This is a genomic window from Methylomonas methanica (assembly GCF_001644035.1).
GTDB lineage: Bacteria > Pseudomonadota > Gammaproteobacteria > Methylococcales > Methylomonadaceae > Methylomonas > Methylomonas methanica_A.
The window spans coordinates 1-17,245 of record NZ_LUUG01000092.1; the positions used below are offsets into that span (position 1 = coordinate 1).

Sequence of the window (17,245 nt, forward strand, 5' to 3'; positions counted from 1 at the left end):
ACTTTGAACAGAGTATCTACTCAGAATCGGTAGGTCGGCATGAAAACCCCCAGACTTTTGTTATTGCTAGGCATTGCCGCATTGGTGGCAACGTTTTTTGCCCTGGATTTGCAGTTCTATCTGACGCTGGAAAATTTAAAAGCCCAGCAGACCGGTATCGCCCATTACCGTCAGGCTCACCCAGTGCTGGCTATGGCACTGTATGCCACGTTGTATATCACGGTCACTGCGCTGTCGTTACCGGGGGCGACGATATTAACGCTGGCCGGCGGCGCGGTATTCGGATTGTTATGGGGTACCTTGATCGTCTCGTTTGCTTCCAGCATCGGCGCAACCCTGGCGTTTCTGGCCGCACGGTTTTTGTTGCGCGACTGGGTCAAATCGCGATTTAGCGCCCGCTTGCAGGCCATAGATGAGGGCGTGAGTCGCGACGGCGCTTTTTATTTGTTTACCTTACGTCTGGTACCGTTGTTTCCGTTTTTCATGATCAATCTGGCCATGGGTTTGACGCCGATCAAGACCAGAACGTTTTACTGGGTCAGTCAGGTCGGCATGTTGGCCGGCACTTTGGTGTACGTCAATGCCGGCACCCAGTTGGCGAAAATCGATTCGCTGTCCGGTATTCTGTCTCCAGCTTTGCTGGGTTCGTTTGCGTTGCTTGGTGTATTTCCATTGGGAGCGAAGAAAATGCTCGAATTGTTCAAGCAACGCAAAATTTACGCGGATTGGCCTAAGCCCGACCGCTTCGACAACAATTTGATCGTCATCGGCGCCGGTGCTGGCGGTTTGGTGTCGGCCTATATCGCCGCCGCCGTGAAAGCCAAAGTAACCTTGATCGAAAAACACAAAATGGGCGGCGACTGTCTGAATACCGGTTGCGTACCGTCCAAGGCGTTGATTCGCTCGGCCAAGTTGTTGTCGCAGATCAAACGCGCACCCGAGTTCGGCATCGCCAAAGCCGGGGCTGAATTCGATTTCGCCACCGTGATGGAGCGAGTGCAACAGGTGATCAAAACTGTGGCGCCGCACGATTCCGTGGAACGATATACCGAGCTGGGCGTGGAGGTCATCGAAGGCTCGGCCAAAATCGTCTCGCCTTGGGCGGTGGAAGTCACTACAGTCGACGATGTTAAAACCATCACCGGCCGCGCTATCGTCATCGCCGCCGGTGCCCGCCCTTTCGTGCCGCCGATTCCTGGACTGGATACAGTCGATTATCTGACCTCGGATAATATCTGGAACTTGCGCGAATTACCCAAGCGCCTGCTGGTGCTGGGCGGCGGTCCGATAGGCTGCGAATTGACGCAAACCTTCGCCCGCTTGGGCAGCCAGGTCACACAGGTTGAAATGGCGCCGCGTCTGATGCTGCGGGAAGATGCCGAAGTGTCGGACATCGTCCAGGCCCGCTTCCGCGCAGAAGGCGTAGATGTACGCGTCAACCACACCGCCAAGGAATTCATCGTTGAAAACGGCGAACACATTCTGCTGGCAGAACACGAGGGGCAAAGCGTCAAAATCGCCTTCGATAAAGTGCTGATCGCCATCGGTCGCGCCGCCAATGTACAAGGCTATGGCGTGGAGGAACTGGGCATTGCCTTGTCGCCGCGCAACACGCTGGAAACCAACCCATTCCAGCAAACCAACTATCCGAATATTTTCGCCGTCGGCGATGTAGCGGGGCCGTATCAGTTTACCCACACCGCCGCGCATCAGGCCTGGTATGCGGCGGTCAACGCCTTATTCGGACATTTTAAAAAGTTTCGTACCGATTACTCGGTGATCCCCTGGTCGACCTTTACCGATCCGGAAGTGGCGCGAGTGGGTCTGAACCAACAGGATGCGCAAGCGCAGAATATCACTTATGAAGTCTCAACCTACGGCCTCGACGATCTGGATCGGGCGATTGCCGATGGCGAGGCCCATGGCTTTGTCAAAGTGCTGACCGTGCCCGGCAAGGACAAAATCCTCGGCGTAACCATCGTCGGCGAACATGCCGGTGATTTGCTGGCGGAATTCGTGCTGGCGATGAAACACGGCATCGGCCTAAACAAGATTTTAGGCACCATTCACATCTATCCAACCCTGGCGGAAGCCAATAAATATGTAGCGGGGGTCTGGAAACGCAATCATGCACCCCGGCGTGTGCTGGAATGGCTGGGCCGTTATCATGCTTGGCGGCGCAAGGTTTAAGCCATGCAAACACTTTTCCCCGACAGTGTGCTGCTGATTTTTTGCAAAGCGCCGATTCCCGGCCAAGTCAAAACCCGATTACAACCGGCCTTAAGTGCCGAACAAGCTGCCGCAGCACACCGGCAATTGACTTATATGACCCTGGATCGGGCCTTCCAACAGCCTTTGTGCGCGGTTGAACTGCACTGCGCGCCGGACACCGGTCATGACTTTTTTCAGGATTGCGCGCGCCGTTATCCGCTGACGCTCAAGATGCAACACGGCGCCGATTTGGGCGAACGCATGCACCGCGCCTTCGCTGATGCGCTGGGCCAATACCGGCATGTATTGCTGATGGGTTGCGACTGTCCCAGTCTTTCCGCTAACGACCTGTATCGGGCATTGACGGCGTTACACGAAGGTCACGGTGCGGTCATCGCGCCGGCCAACGATGGCGGTTACGTCATGATCGGCTTGAACGAGATACAACCGAGACTGTTCAGCAACATGAGTTGGAGTCACGAACAGGTGATGCCCATCACCCGCAGCCGGGCCAAGGACATCGGTTTGAACCTGTGCGAACTGGATAGCCAGTGGGATGTGGATACTTACCCCGACTGGCTGCGTTATTCGGCTATGTAAAGATTATGGTAACTATTCAGCGAATCGCAACCCTTTGCAAATCGCCGAGAAATTGCTCCCTCTCCTGATGAAGAGGGTTGGGGAGAGGAGATTTAAATCAAGGTCTTTTGCCTGTTGAATTCTCCTCACCCCCGCCCTCTCCAGCAGGAGAGGGAGTAAACCCTACCCTTTTGAACGGGTACTGAATAGTTACGGATTGTGTAAAAATTATGTGCGGAACCCACCTTGATTCGCATGATTGCCGAACGGGATTTTTCGGAATTCATGCATAGGCTTTAGAGCAAGTTGCCCCTGATTGGTGAGAACGATTCAAAAGCTATCGCATCGCCGTCAATGTCGTGTAGCAAAACCGACAATTGAACCTCTGCTGACCTATTTCTTGCTGATTCTGAAGGATTTTTTATTGGCATAACGCTTGCTTTTGGATTTATAGGCTCTGCCGGTCACGCTTCGGCTTCCCTGCAATCGCGCTTTTCCTGTCGCTTGCGAGAAATCGGGAGGCTGAAATTTGATTGGCAATGAACTTAAATTCAACTGCTAACTTCCGGGACAGAATATGCCAGCCACTTTTCAACTTAAAACCAACGACGACAATCAGTATTCCTTTTCATTTGTGAACAGTAAGGGCGAACTCATTCTGATGAGCGGCGATTACGACAACAAGGAAGAAGCCCTGCAAGGCATTAAAGAAGTGCGAACCGGCTCCTTAATGAGCAACCAAATTGCCGCCAGTAAGGTTCCCGACGGCGATACTTTTTTTGTAATCAAGGATGCGACCGGCGCCATCATTGTCAAAAGCGTGTTATTCAACTCGAACATGGTGTTCGACAATGCGCTGCACATTGTTAAAGACAATGCCTGCGTTGCCGACATCGTCGATCTGACTCTATAAACTTGGGCCCGAAGCGCTTCTTAATTTTTTCAAATAGCAAAAATAGGTAACGGCAATATGGGAGTCGAACTCAAAATTGTTCGGGAATTGGCCACGGTTTGCGTCACTGCGAGCGAGCTGGCGGCGATTGAAAATCTGATTAAAGGCGAACTGACCAAGCCGGCATTTGTCGAGCAATTCGACAAAATGGCAAACTCAATCAAGGAATGTTACGGCGTAACCACCGCGAGTCTTCAAATTTGGCTGGCGATGACCACCGAAACCGAATTTTGCGAAAAATTCGATGCCGCCTATACCCACCACAAAGCCACTTACCTCAGCATTTCCAACCGGCCGCGGGTAGCGTCCGAGCGGGCTTACCTTGACTATATGCTGCTCCGGGAATTTAAGGAAACCCAAACCGCGTACCCTCTGCTGAAACTGACCTTCGCGCGTTTGGATGAGTTTATCGACAAATGGATTACCAACGATGCCTGGCTGGCGATGTCCATCGAGAATTGCGTAAAAATGCTGTATCGGTTTCTGACCGAGGTCGCCGAGCTTAAACAAAAAGACCCGACCGATGCATTTACTATTTACCAAGCACTGATGGTCGCATTGCGTCCTTATTGCACCTTGCTTGAAAACGACCGGAAAGTCCCGGATAAATCGGTTGTGACGACAGAAGCGGTGTAAAGCAGTTTCAGCAACACCAACATGCGGGAGGGATGACGCGAGTCGAGAGGGAACTGTTCAACGTTAGCTATCCTTGGCTTCCAGCGCGGCAATGCCGGCCCGAGATGACAGTTTTTCACAGCCGGAAAACGCCCTTTAACTATTGCCGAGTGGATTGGCAAACAGCTTACGAATAGTCCATAGATTGATGCCCATCGCCACAGTCTCCGCCACAAACGCCGGCCAGGCCTGCCAGATATAATCGTTGCTTATCCAGGCCAGACTGGACGCCAGCAGCGCAATGCGCATGCGGCGATTATTCAGGTAAAACAAAGCCAGTGTGGTGTTGACCACCGCAAAGGCCGGCAACAAGGAAACCGGGCCTTGCCAGGAAAACAGCGTAAGCCCGCTAAACAAAGCCACGAAACCTGCCGCCACCCAGTGCTTGTACAAACCGGTCGCCAATCGGCCGGACAGCATAGTGCGCAAGGCCGTGCTGGCCATGGTCAAGCCGGCGGTCCAGGCATCCAGCAACAGGTATTGCCCCGCCCACAGCAAGGCACCGGCAGCGGACCAGCGCCGAAACGCCAAGCCGTCCGGCAGACAGTAAGCCCGCCATTCCACCAGGATGCCAACCCCGCCGATTAAATACGCCAGGCTTTCCGAATCCAATACCAGTTGCAAACGCTGAACCTAGTGACGTTGGTTTCGCGAAGACGCCGATCAAATCAACTCGATCAACTATCGGCCTATGCAGATACCCCGGCATATTTGAACGGCGCATACTCCGCTTTCCAGAGATTGGCTTTAACGTAGGCTTCCACATCGATGCCCACTAAATCCTGCCGCGTCGCGGAGCCGTCTTCCAGCGCTTTAGCCAATACGCGATTAGCGACAAATAAACTGACTTGTTTTAGATCGCCCACCGGCGGGAAGATCAGGCCGGCAGCCAAACAATTCTCTGCGATGTAATCGGCCAAGGCATAGGCAGACTCCAAGACCATCGCGTCGCTAATCCGGCTGCACTCGCCCAACACTGCGGCAAAACCCAAGCCCGGAAAAATAAAGGCATTGTTGCCCTGCCCTATCGGATAACGCCGGCCTTGATATTCCACGTCGGCGAATGGGCTGCCGGTCGCGACCATTGCCGTACCCTTTGTCCATTCCAAAATGTCTTCCGGGGTGGCTTCGCAATTGGCTGTGGGGTTGGATAATGGGAAAATAATGGGCTGCGCGTGGTTTGCGGCCATGGTTTTAATCACGGTCTCGGTGAACAATCCCGGCACACCGGTTAATCCGAGCAATACGGTCGGTTTGGCGTGGGTGACCACCTCCAGCAGGTTCGGTACCCTATCATCGGGAATATCCCAGTCGTGATAACTTTCCTGAGTATGCGACAGCGGTAATTTGTAGGCCTCGGTGGTGGCTTCCTTGACCACCAGACCGTGGGCATCGACCACAAAAATCCGCTGCAGAATTTGCTCCATGGTTAAACCTTCGCGCAGCATGCCTTTCTTGATGGTACTGGCCACACCAAAACCGCCGGCGCCGGCGCCCACCACCACCACGGTTTGCTCGGCGAGGGTTTCGCCTTTCTTATGGCACGCCGACAGCAAGCCGGCTAAGGCCATCGCGCCGGTGCCCTGAATGTCGTCGTTGAAACAGGGCAGCCGATCTTTGTATTTTGCCAACAAATCGAAGGCGACGTTTTTAGCAAAATCTTCCCATTGGATTATGGCTTTCGGCCAGACTTTGCGCACGGCTTGCACAAACTTATCCACCAATTCGAAATACGGCTGGTCATGCAAGCGCTGGGTGTGCGCGCCTAAGTAAAAAGGATCGTCCAGCAATTCGGCTCGGTTGGTGCCCACGTCCAGATTGACCGGCAAGGTTTGAAACGGGCACATGCCGCCACCGACCGTATACAGCCCAAGTTTGCCTATGCAAATCGCTAATCCGCCCATGCCTTGGTCGCCGATACCCAGAATCGACGAAGAATCCGTAACCACAATCATGCGAATATCGTGCAAGGGGTAGTTTTGCAAAATGGTTTCGGCCCGGTCGATATTGGCCGCCGAAAAAGTCAATCCGCGCGTGGTGGTAAAGTTGGAGCTGAACTGCTGTACCGCCAAGCCTATGGTTGGGGTGTAGACTATCGGCACCATTTCATCCAGATGCCGCTCCAACAAGGCGTAGAACAACACCTCCGTGCGGTCTTGCAGCGCTCGCAGAAATTGATACTTGGAAATATCATTCGCTTGCTTTTGATAATTGGCATACAACCGATCAAGCTGATGTTCCATATCCGTGACTTGCGGCGGCAACAGGCCGTCCAATCCCAGTTCGATACGTTCCTGCACGCTAAACGCGGTGCCTTTATTAGTTGCCGGTAGCCTGAGTAAGGTCACGCCCCGAATCGAAACCTCTACATATTTATTACCGTCGGCATCTAGCCGGTAGTCGAAATAATCGCTTAGCGTTGTCATTAAGTTTCCTTGAAAATATTTAATCGAAATCCAGGGGCTAACCAAGAGCTCGAATAGCGCAAACTATGGCGCGTGTTCCCTTTATAACAGCCTAACCGGCGATGCGGTAGCCGAAAACACGCTGAATCGGCACTTTTTTTGTTGCTTATAGTTGCCGTGTTTCAAGGCGGTGCGTTTACTGGGGGATTACCGTAAAAATGCCCCAGATTGGCGCTTGTGAGATGATATTCAACAAGCTCTCCAAGGAAACTTAACCAGTCTTTTTCCCACGTGAATCAACAAAATCTATTTGGTCACCCCACCGGCTTGTTCGTGCTGTTTTTCACCGAAATGTGGGAGCGCTTTTCCTATTACGGTATGCGCGCCTTGCTGGTGTTGTACATGACGCAACATTTAATTCACTCAGCGCAAACGCATACCACAGTGTTTGGCTTCGCGACCTTACAGACCGGTTTAGAAGGATTATTTGGGCCCTTATCGACGCAAGCCTTGGCCTCGCAGATTTACGGCCTGTATACCGGCCTGGTTTACTTCACCCCCCTGTTCGGCGGCATTTTGGCCGACCGGGTTTTGGGGCCGCGCAAATGCGTGATACTGGGCAGTGCGTTGATGGCTATCGGCCATTTCCTGATGGCCTCCGAAGCGTTCTTCCTGTTGGCGCTGTTGTTTTTGATTCTGGGCAATGGCTGTTTCAAACCCAATATTTCGACTCAGGTCGGCAGTTTATATCAGCCCGGCGATCCACGCCGCGACGGCGCGTTTACCATTTTTTACATGGGCATCAACCTGGGCGCGTTTTTCTCGCCATTGATCTGCGGAACCTTGGGGCAACGCTACGGCTGGCATTACGGCTTCGGCGCCGCCGGCATGGGTATGTTGCTGGGCTTGCTGGTGTATTTGCTTGGGCAAAAATATTTGGGCGGGAAGCAATTCGTTGAGCGTCAGGAACACCTGCTCGTTCCCGCGCCGCTGACGCTTAAGGAATGGCAGGCTCTGGGCGGTTTAATGGCCTTAGCGGTGCTGAATATCCTGTTCTGGGCGGTTTACGAGCAGCAAGGCAATACCTTACAACTGTTCGCCGAGCACAATACCGATTGGCATATCCTTGGTTGGGAAATGCCCTCCACCTGGTTTCAATCCCTGAATCCGGCTTTCATTTTCCTGTTGGTGCCGCTGATCGACCGAGTATCCCGGTATCGCGCCGGCCAAGGCCGGCAAAGTTCCAGTGTCGGCAAGATGGCATTCGGCTCGATATTGTTGGGCGCCTCGTTCTTGGTGCTTATTTTCGCGATTAGCGGTGTGCAATCCACCGAAAAAATCAGCTTTCTCTGGTTGGCGCTGTGTACCTTGATTTACACGCTGGGCGAACTTTATCTGTCACCGGTCGGTTTGTCGCTGGTCAGTAAAGTTTCGCCGCCGCGTTTGGTTGGCATGCTGATGGGCATGTGGTTTTTATCGACGTTTTTCGGCAATTATTTGTCGGGTTATATCGGCAGTTTTTACGAGCAAATGCCGAAACAGGATTTCTTTTTGCTACTGGCAGCGATGGGTGCAGTTACCGGCCTGGCGATATTGGCATTTAATCCGCTGCTGAAAAAGGCGGTCGGGGCGGATTAAAGATCACGGATCGGCAGCAGGCCAAGGCGTGCCGCTACTGCAATTTTCGACAAAGATTTGCTGGTTGCGACTGTCGCTGGGGATGTAGACCTGGTTTTCCGCCGACGGCGCATAGCTGAGACCATTTGCGCAATCCGCGCTTTGTGCCGGACCAATCGCCACCCGAGTACCAACTTTGATAGTGCAGACAATCAGTCGGTCCAGGCCGCTCCATTCCGGGCAAATCGCTTCGGCTTGGCGGTAACTATCCCGCGAGCCAGCCGGATAATTCAGCGTCCACCAATTGCCCCTAGCGCGGTCGGGCCACGCGCTATCCCAAATCCGGTAAACCGCAACAGGCATTTGTACCAGGAATATTTTCGCCTTACACAGCTTGCCTTTGCCCGGCTCGCCTTCGGCTGCTTGCCGCAACTCGGTATCCATGACTTCCACCAAGCCGGCGGGAGGCTGAATCACCTCACCGGCACACGCCCCTAGAAACAAAAGCAACAGACAGGCATAACCGGCTTTACAGCAGCGGCGCACGATAGCAACTCCCGCGGAATTAAATATCGACAGGCAAAAATCCTAGCCGAAAACCCCTAAACCGCCAAGCTGCGTGCGGCATTTAGCCTTGCTTTGTTCACGGCTTTTGAAGGATAGTGAGTTCGTAACCAACCATGCCAAACTCTCAATACCTTACGAGCCAAGCGCTAAACCATGAATTCGGAAAACCTCAGCACCCCGCTAACGTCAAAACCAGCCAGTCCCTCCGCCCGGCTCTATCTGTGGGTGCTACTGGCCATTCTTACCGGCGGCCTGTTCGGTTACCTGGACGCCGAACACGCGGTGACGCTAAAACCCATCGGCGACGGCTTTATCAGCCTGATCAAGATGTTGATAGGTCCGGTGGTGTTTTGCACCATCGTATTGGGTATCGCCGGTGCCGATGATATGAAAAAAGCCGGGCGGGTTGGGGTCAAAGCCTTGCTGTATTTCGAGATTGTCTCGACTTTCGCGTTGGCGCTGGGTGTGCTGGTAGCTAATCTTCTCAAACCCGGCCAGGGCTTTAATGTCGATCCGGCCACACTGGATGCGCAAGCGGTGTCCGGCTACGTGAAACAAGCCAGCCAGCAAAGTACTGCCGACTTTCTGCTGCATATCATCCCGAAAACTTTTACCGATGCGTTCACCGGTTCCGGGGACTTGCTGCAAGTGTTACTGGTGGCGGTGTTGTTTGGTTTTGCGCTGCAACAAATGGGTGGCGCCGGCAAATCGGTCTATGTGTTTATCGAAGAATGCTCGCATATCTTTTTTGCGATGATGAACGTGATCATGAAGCTGGCCCCCTTCGGTGCCGGCGCGGCGATGGCGTTTACCATTGGCAAATACGGCGTCGCTGCTTTAAAACCGCTGGCCGCGCTGATGGGCAGTTTTTATCTGACCTGCGCTTTGTTCATCGTCTTGGTCTTGGGCAGCATCGCCGCGCTGACAGGTTTCAATATTTTTCGTTTGCTGCGCTACATCAAGGAAGAAATGTTGCTGGTGCTGGGCACCTCATCGTCGGAATCGGCATTGGTGCCGTTAATGAATAAGCTGGAAAAACTGGGCTGTTCTCGCTCGGTGGTGGGCTTAGTAATTCCGTCCGGCTATTCGTTCAATCTGGACGGCACCAATATTTATCTGACCATGGCCGCGCTGTTCGTCGCCCAGGCCTTGAATGTCGATTTGAGTTTGACCCAGCAATTGACGCTGTTGTTGGTAGCGATGCTGACCAGCAAGGGTGCATCAGGCGTCACCGGCGCCGGCTTTATCACTTTGGCGGCCACGCTGGCGGTAGTGCCGGCTGTACCCGTGGCGGCTCTCTCGCTCATCCTGGGGATAGACCGCTTCATGTCCGAAGCGCGGGCTTTGACCAATATCGTCGGCAATGCAGTGGCGACGATAGTGGTATCGCATTCCGAAGGCGAACTGGACAGGGAAAAGATGCGGGCGCAGTTGCGGCCAGATCTGTCAACTCAAGGTTTCTAAACCCAACAAGCGTAAGCCTTGGCGTTGCCGATAGCCGAGGATCGGCATGATGTTTTGTGCCAAAAGATTATTCGCCTGCGCTTCGTTCAACACCACTTCCGTAGCCGGCTGTAGTACCTGTTCGCCGTCCAGTTCGTAGCTAAACGCCGGCACATCGGCAAAAAAGAATTGCTCCGCTGTTGTTTGCTCCTGTGCAGCCCTGAGCAATACGCGTGCCGCCAAAAAGGCCGGATTTCCCCATAGCAATTCATCGGTCTGCGGAATGTCTGCACACTCTTCAAACGCAAAGGTTTCCAGCGGATCGCGTTTGCTGCCGTAAGGCAAACGCATCAACACGCGCGGATAAGCCAGAATTACGCTGTCTGCCGCGATTTCTTGGCGATATGCCAGCCACTCCGCCGCATTTTGCAAAGCCCCGACCACCAAACCGTTCCCCGCGCCAGCCAGAAAACCCGCTGCGCATTGGGCGGCTAAATCGGCGCAAAAACCCAGCAAGGCCTTGTCATCTGCTGTATCGGAAAACACATAATCAGCCACGAACAAGACGTCCTGCTCGCCGTCGCCGGTTTGAATATGTTGCTGCAAACGCTGGACCACACTATCGCTACCCTTTTCCAGCTCTGCCAACAACTGGGCTTGGCTAATATCCAGTAAATAAATTTGTTGCGCATCGGCGGCTTCTTCATGCACCAAGCCATCCGTTGCTCGCCACAAGGCTTCCAGTGCTTGAACGTCCTGCCGGTGCAATAAGGCTTTGACAAGCTGCGCCGTCGCGGTGTCGATCAAATCGATTAAAGCCCGATGCTGCGGGTTGGCGTCCTTGGCGACATGCGGTTCCACAATCTGTTTCAACAAACTATCCAAAGAGTCGGAAACAGCAACCGCGCCTTCCGACTTTTTACCCAACAAACGCTCCAGCATATCGTCCTGGCTTTCCGTGGCAGAAGCAGGTGCGACCGGATCGACCACAGCAACCGCCGGAAAAAACGCCTGAATTTTTGCCGCCGCCTGTACCGCAGTATTGGGATTGCCCAATTCGGACTTTAAGGTCCGCAAATCAGCCAGCAGCTTGATTTCCCCAAGCCAGGCATCGGGGTGAAAATCGTCCAGCGTCGGAAATTGCAAGCTGATACCGGGGCTGACTTCCAGCGTCGGCAGAATTTGCGCCATCACTTGCTCGAAGTTATCGACATCGATTTTCCGGATTTTGCTTTGCTCCCAGGGAGCGGCGGCACCGGAAAAATTGCCGAACACATATATCCGGTAGCTACTGTCACCACTGCCGGCTTTAGCCGCTTTTCCCGTGTTAAAACCCATCGTAAAATCAATTCTGCCTGACATATTGTCTCCTCGCGCATTAACCGCTTTACCATCAACAGTAGCAGAGCAAACCCGGTCCAACAAGCCAGCCGGTTTTTCCGAATAGCGGTATGCTAATAGTTGTCTGTCCAAAAGGTGATAGCAATGAGCCACGCCAACCGTTTAGCCGAACTGCGCCAGCGCATCAATCAAGCATTTACCCAAGCAGAGCCGCAAGCGGTCTCCGGCCTGATATCTACGTTGGGAGATTACGATAGCCAGGCAATCGGCGCATGTTCGCAGAGCCTGATAGAAGCGGTGCGCGCCAAGCACAAACAACCCGGCATTTTCGAAGCCTTCTTGCACGAATACAGCCTGAATAGCGATGAAGGCATCGGGTTGATGAGCATTGCCGAAGCTCTGCTGCGGATACCGGATAGCGATACGCAAAACCTGTTCTTGCGCGACAAACTGGCCGATGCGGACTGGTATAGCCATTGGCTGCGCAGCGATTCGGCGGCGGTCAACCTGGCTAGTGGCGGCTTGTGGATCAGCAGCAAAATGGAAGCACTGATTCGGCAGCGGGTTTTCGCCGGCTTGTTAAGTCGGCTGGGCGAGCCGCTGATCCGCACGGCCATCAAGCAAGCCATGCAGCAAATGGCCGAACATTTTGTCATCGCCGAAGATATAACAACGGCTGTCGAACAAGCCGGTCGCAATCCGGCCTACCGTTATTCGTTCGACATGCTCGGCGAAGCAGCGTTGACAGAAGACGATGCGGAACGCTATTTCGCGGATTATCGCCATGCCATCGTAACGCTGGCCGAACCTGCTAACGCGGATTTATTTGCCAACCCCGGCATTTCCATCAAGCTCTCGGCACTTTATCCGCGTTACGAACCCTTGCAGTATCGCCATGCGGTACCGGCCATCAGCAACAAGCTGTTGGCTTTGGTCAAGCTATCCCGCACCGCAAATATTTCCGTGACCGTGGATGCGGAAGAAGCCGAGCGATTGGACATGTCTCTGGATATTTTTGCGGCGGTGTATAACGATACAGCGCTGGCCGATTGGCCGGGTTTCGGTCTTGCGGTGCAGGCTTATCAAAAACGTGCCTTGGCAGTGATCGAATGGCTGGCTGCCTTGACCGAAACACAGCAGCGCACAATTCCAATCCGCTTGGTGAAAGGCGCGTACTGGGATAGCGAGATAAAGCGAGCTCAGGAAAATGGCTGGGACGATTATCCGGTATTTACCTGTAAAGCCGCTACGGACTTGTCTTATCTGGCTTGCGCCCGACTGATCCTGTCTCGCCCGCAAGCCTTTTATCCGCAATTTGCCACGCATAACGCCCACAGCGTGGCGGCGATTTGCGAGTTTGGTAAAAACCATCCGGGATTTGAGTTCCAGCGTCTGCATGGGATGGGATCTGCTTTGTATGACGAATTATTGAGTGAGCGCCCTACCCATTGCCGAGTGTACGCGCCGGTGGGCGGCTACCGGGAATTGTTGCCTTATCTGGTCAGGCGATTATTGGAAAACGGCGCGAATACCTCGTTCATCAATCAAATCGAAAATCCGGCGCTTAGCGCCGCTATGCTGTCCGGCGATCCATCGGCTCAGTTAAATCAAGTCGATTCTAAACCGCTGGCTGTACCCAGCGAGTTATTTGGCGCGCAACGCCGAAATTCGCAGGGGCTGAATTTAAGTAATCCTGAGGTATTGGAGCAGTTGCAACGGGACTTGGCCGCAATGTCCGACCACAATTGGCAAGCCGCACCATTGGTCGCCGGACGGCAAGTTTGGGGCGAACGGCATCCGATTTATAGTCCGTATGACCGACATAGCTTGGTTGGTGAGGTAGTTTTCAGCTCCCCAATCGATATAGAACAAGCCTTGCAACAAGCCACCAGCGCATTCAACGACTGGCGTTTATGCCCAGTCGAAACCCGCGCCGGGTATCTGCTTAAAGCAGCGGATTTATTGGAACAACAGCGCCTGGAAATGACAGTACTGTGCATCCGTGAAGGCGGCCGTACCTTACGCGACGCGTTGTCGGAAGTAAGGGAAGCAGTCGATCTATGCCGTTACTACGCGGCCTGCGCGGTTGAGCAATTTGCTCAGCCACGGCACTTGCCCGGTCCCACTGGCGAAGATAACCAATTGTTTCAGGTCGGTCGCGGCGTGTTTGTCTGCATCAGCCCGTGGAACTTCCCGATTGCGATTTTCATCGGTCAAATCGCCGCTGCGCTGGCGGCCGGGAATACCGTGATCGCCAAACCGGCGTTACAGACTTCTTTAACGGCCATGGCATGCGTGCGCCTGTTACACGAAGCACGGATACCGGTAAACGTCTTGCAGTTTTTACCCGGCGACGGTGTCGAGATTGGCCGGCACTTGCTGAGTGACGAGCGCGTCGCCGGCGTGGCGTTTACCGGCTCCAGCGCTACCGCCCAGCTTATCAATCGGCAACTGGCTGATCGACACGGCGCCATCGCCACTCTGATTGCCGAAACCGGCGGGCAAAACGTGATGATCGCCGATAGCTCCGCGCACCAGGAACAACTGGTCGCGGACGCTTTGCAATCGGCGTTTAATAGCGCCGGCCAACGTTGCTCGGCCTTGCGGGGGTTGTTTCTGCCGGAGGCTATCGCCGACAGCGTCATCGCCCGTTTGATCGGTGCAATGCGCTTGCTGCGGCTTGGTTCGCCGCTGGATATTGCCAGCGACGTTGGCCCTATCATCGATCAACGCGCGCTAGCCGCCCTACTGAAGCACATCGAGAAGCTTAAACGCGACGCCAAACTGTTGTATCAATTACCATTGCCTACCGACCTGGCGGACGGCTACTTTTTTCCGCCCACGTTGGCGGAAATACCGGCCTTATCCTTCCTTGACCACGAAGTGTTCGGCCCTATCCTGCATATTGTCCGCTACCAAGCCAATGAGTTAGCAAAAGTGGTCGAGGCAATTAACGCCACTGGCTACGGCCTGACGCTGGGCATCCACAGCCGAATCAACGCCAATATGCGCTACATCCAACAACATGCCAGGGTCGGCAATGTCTACATCAACCGCAATATGATAGGTGCGGTGGTCGGCGTGCAGCCCTTCGGCGGCATGGGTTTATCCGGCACCGGCCCGAAAGCCGGCGGGCCAAACTACTTGCAACGCTTTGTCGCCGAACAAACCCTGACCGCCAACCTCACCGCCATCGGCGGCAATCCCTGGCTGTTGCGAAAATAAGTGAAGGCTTGCCATATCCGGACAACGGCTTAGAAATGCGTTGAAATAAGGAACAAGCCCGCGTTACTATTTTTCCCTGATCGGCGATAACGCTGATTATCCCGCCTCCCAGTTTCCTGTCACAGAGAGAACACAGCATGCTCGCGACCAAACGCTATGAATATCTACCCATCGACCAAATCGAATTTCATCACACGCTCACCAACCATAGAGAGCTGGACCGCGCCAAGGTCGCGCATCTGGAAAAAGACATCGTGGTCAATGGCTTGTTCGAACCGCTGGTGGTTTGGGAGCGCAACAACCGCGAATACTATCTGGTCGGCGGCTTTCATCGCATGGAAGCCATTCAAGGCATTCGCCGCGCCAATCCCGGCTATTTCGATAGAGTGGACGTCAGAATCGTCACCGGCGATCCTGATGAAATCAAGGCCTTGAATCTGAAACTGAATTCCGACCGCGTCGATACCCGCATTACCGATTACTTCCAGACCGTGATTTACTTGAACAATGCCAACTGGTCCAGAGAGCGCATTGCCGAGTTCTTCGACAAAAGCGTCAGCTGGATAGACGACATCATTCGCTACGCGCCGCTGACCACAGAAGCGATGCGCGAAAAACTGGCCGGCGGCGAGCTGTCCTGGGCCAGGGCGCGCGACATCTTGCGCAAAGCCTTAAACGCACCGCCCGGCAACGAAAAAGAGATTATCGAAAGCGAACTGTCGCGGCCCGCGCAAGCGGTCGCCAAACCCCTGCCCTTTCACACCACGATCAAGCGCCTATCCAGCTCCGTAAAAGCCGATCCCAAACGCACCTTTAAAGTCAGCACCCAGGATATTTATGCTTTGGTGCTGACCTTGCGCGGTAAAAACGTCGATCAGGAGGCCATCGAACGGGTACGCAAAGCCTTCCCTATCTTATGGGACGATGAATAGTTCGATAATAGGAAACTAGCCATTCCCGAATTGTCATAAAGCCACTCGCCCGCGTCAGCTAAGATAAGTTTGACTGGAACAATCTTCCGCTTTGCGCATCCTATGCGGGGATATTTTGGGAAATTCAATACTGAAATAATGTGTTAGCGATGAACAATCTTGTTTTGAAAATAGCGAACGCTCGCAGACCGTATCGAAAACGCATGCTGCCGTTGGCCGGCGTATTACTGTTGCTCTCGTTGAGCGGCTGCATGCCGATGAGTTATCCGCCCGGCGCCAAAACCAACACCGCACAGCTGGGCGACAATTCTTTTCTAACCGAAGACGGTGCTAGTCTACCGCTGCGCCGCTGGCTGCCGGATGCAGAACCCAATGCGTTGATAATCGCGCTGCACGGTTTTAACGATTACAGCCACTTTTTCGATGCGCCGGGCAACTATTTCAGCAAACTCGGCATCGCCTGTTTCGCTTACGACCAACGCGGTTTCGGCGCAGCGCCGCAGCGCGGGCTGTGGGCGGGCAGCGAGGCTTACGCGCAGGATTTAAAACAGTTAACCCGGCTGCTGAAACAACGCTACCCGAACAAACCCATTTATCTGCTGGGCGAAAGCATGGGCGGCGCGATTGTGATTACCGCCGTGCAGCAGGAAGATATGCCGGACGTCGCCGGCATCATCCTCGCCGCGCCGGCGCTATGGGCCAGATCGACCATGCCGTGGTATCAAACCAGTTTACTCTGGACGCTGGCGCATAGCATGCCCTGGCTGACCTTGACCGGCAGCGGACTGGAGATTATGCCTTCGGATAATATCGATATGCTGCGGGCGATGGGCCGCGATCCGATGGTCATCAAAGCCACCCGCGTGGAAACGGTATACGGCTTAACCAACCTGATGGACACTGCGTTCGACAGCGCCGGCTCGCTGCGGGCGCATACGCTGATGCTTTACGGCGAGAAAGACGAAGTCATCCCCAAGGAGCCCACTTATGCTTTCTTGCAGCAAATGCTGACCACCGATACAGCAGAAAAAACCGTGGCCATTTACCAAAACGGTTATCACATGCTGCTCCGCGATCTACAAGCCCCCACCGCCTGGCAAGACATAGCTGCCTGGATCAAATCCGGCCCGAAACAATTGCCTTCGGGTGCGGATAGCCGCGCCCGGCAATTGTTAAGTAAAGGCTAAAAGCCTTTTCACTGGCAGACGCGCGCGGAATCTCGATCAAGCGACCGCAAGCGCGGTTGGGGCGATGGCGTTTGGAACTGTTAAACTGCGACGTAATTATTAACCTGGCCC

At 54.0% G+C, this 17,245-nt stretch carries 13 protein-coding genes; 9 read left to right on the forward strand and 4 right to left on the reverse strand.

The window, feature by feature from the left end:
- The first annotated feature begins 39 nt into the window (after positions 1–39).
- The 4 genes from A1332_RS16670 (at position 40) to A1332_RS16685 (ending at position 4,378) form a co-directional block, all read left to right on the forward strand.
- Positions 40–2,190: an FAD-dependent oxidoreductase gene (locus A1332_RS16670; RefSeq protein WP_064009569.1), complete on the forward strand. Its 2,151-nt coding sequence runs from the start codon at positions 40–42 to the stop codon at positions 2,188–2,190.
- Positions 2,191–2,193: 3 nt separating this feature from the next.
- Positions 2,194–2,811, forward strand: coding sequence for a TIGR04282 family arsenosugar biosynthesis glycosyltransferase (locus tag A1332_RS16675; RefSeq protein WP_064009570.1), 618 nt, complete (start codon positions 2,194–2,196; stop codon positions 2,809–2,811).
- A 556-nt stretch (positions 2,812–3,367) separates the two neighbouring features.
- On the forward strand, positions 3,368–3,703 hold the full coding sequence (locus tag A1332_RS16680; protein WP_064009571.1) for a DUF1508 domain-containing protein: 336 nt from the start codon (positions 3,368–3,370) through the stop codon (positions 3,701–3,703).
- Positions 3,704–3,760: 57 nt separating this feature from the next.
- The gene (locus tag A1332_RS16685) at positions 3,761–4,378 is read left to right on the forward strand and encodes a hypothetical protein (RefSeq protein WP_064009572.1); all 618 of its coding nucleotides are present in this window, start codon (positions 3,761–3,763) and stop codon (positions 4,376–4,378) included.
- Positions 4,379–4,513: 135 nt separating this feature from the next.
- Here A1332_RS16685 and A1332_RS16690 read toward each other — a convergent pair whose 3' ends face one another.
- Positions 4,514–5,041, reverse strand: a complete 528-nt coding sequence (locus A1332_RS16690) for a YgjV family protein (protein WP_064009573.1) — start codon at positions 5,039–5,041, stop codon at positions 4,514–4,516.
- A gap of 65 nt (positions 5,042–5,106) precedes the next feature.
- Positions 5,107–6,843 (reverse strand): NAD-dependent malic enzyme, encoded by a 1,737-nt coding sequence (locus A1332_RS16695; protein WP_064009574.1) that lies wholly within the window; start codon positions 6,841–6,843, stop codon positions 5,107–5,109.
- A gap of 270 nt (positions 6,844–7,113) precedes the next feature.
- Here A1332_RS16695 and A1332_RS16700 point away from each other — a divergent pair, with 270 nt between their 5' ends.
- Positions 7,114–8,460, forward strand: a complete 1,347-nt coding sequence (locus tag A1332_RS16700) for a peptide MFS transporter (RefSeq protein ID WP_064009575.1) — start codon at positions 7,114–7,116, stop codon at positions 8,458–8,460.
- A gap of 3 nt (positions 8,461–8,463) precedes the next feature.
- On the opposite strand, the gene A1332_RS16705 is transcribed toward A1332_RS16700, so the two are convergent.
- On the reverse strand, positions 8,464–8,985 hold the full coding sequence (locus A1332_RS16705; RefSeq protein WP_064009576.1) for a hypothetical protein: 522 nt from the start codon (positions 8,983–8,985) through the stop codon (positions 8,464–8,466).
- A gap of 174 nt (positions 8,986–9,159) precedes the next feature.
- Between A1332_RS16705 and dctA the strand changes: the two genes are divergently transcribed.
- Entirely contained in the window at positions 9,160–10,470 is a 1,311-nt protein-coding gene (dctA, locus tag A1332_RS16710; protein ID WP_064009577.1) for a C4-dicarboxylate transporter DctA, read from the forward strand.
- On the opposite strand, the gene A1332_RS16715 is transcribed toward dctA, so the two are convergent.
- Entirely contained in the window at positions 10,453–11,811 is a 1,359-nt protein-coding gene (locus A1332_RS16715; protein ID WP_064009578.1) for a type VI secretion system contractile sheath domain-containing protein, read from the reverse strand. The two genes, dctA and A1332_RS16715, sit on opposite strands and share 18 nt — an antisense overlap.
- 123 nt (positions 11,812–11,934) lie before the next feature.
- Here A1332_RS16715 and putA point away from each other — a divergent pair, with 123 nt between their 5' ends.
- The 3 genes from putA (at position 11,935) to A1332_RS16730 (ending at position 17,134) form a co-directional block, all read left to right on the forward strand.
- Positions 11,935–15,015: a bifunctional proline dehydrogenase/L-glutamate gamma-semialdehyde dehydrogenase PutA gene (putA, locus tag A1332_RS16720; RefSeq protein ID WP_064009579.1), complete on the forward strand. Its 3,081-nt coding sequence runs from the start codon at positions 11,935–11,937 to the stop codon at positions 15,013–15,015.
- A gap of 137 nt (positions 15,016–15,152) precedes the next feature.
- Entirely contained in the window at positions 15,153–15,947 is a 795-nt protein-coding gene (locus tag A1332_RS16725; RefSeq protein ID WP_064009580.1) for a ParB/RepB/Spo0J family partition protein, read from the forward strand.
- A 149-nt stretch (positions 15,948–16,096) separates the two neighbouring features.
- Entirely contained in the window at positions 16,097–17,134 is a 1,038-nt protein-coding gene (locus A1332_RS16730; protein WP_082879744.1) for an alpha/beta hydrolase, read from the forward strand.
- Positions 17,135–17,245: the final 111 nt, after the last annotated feature.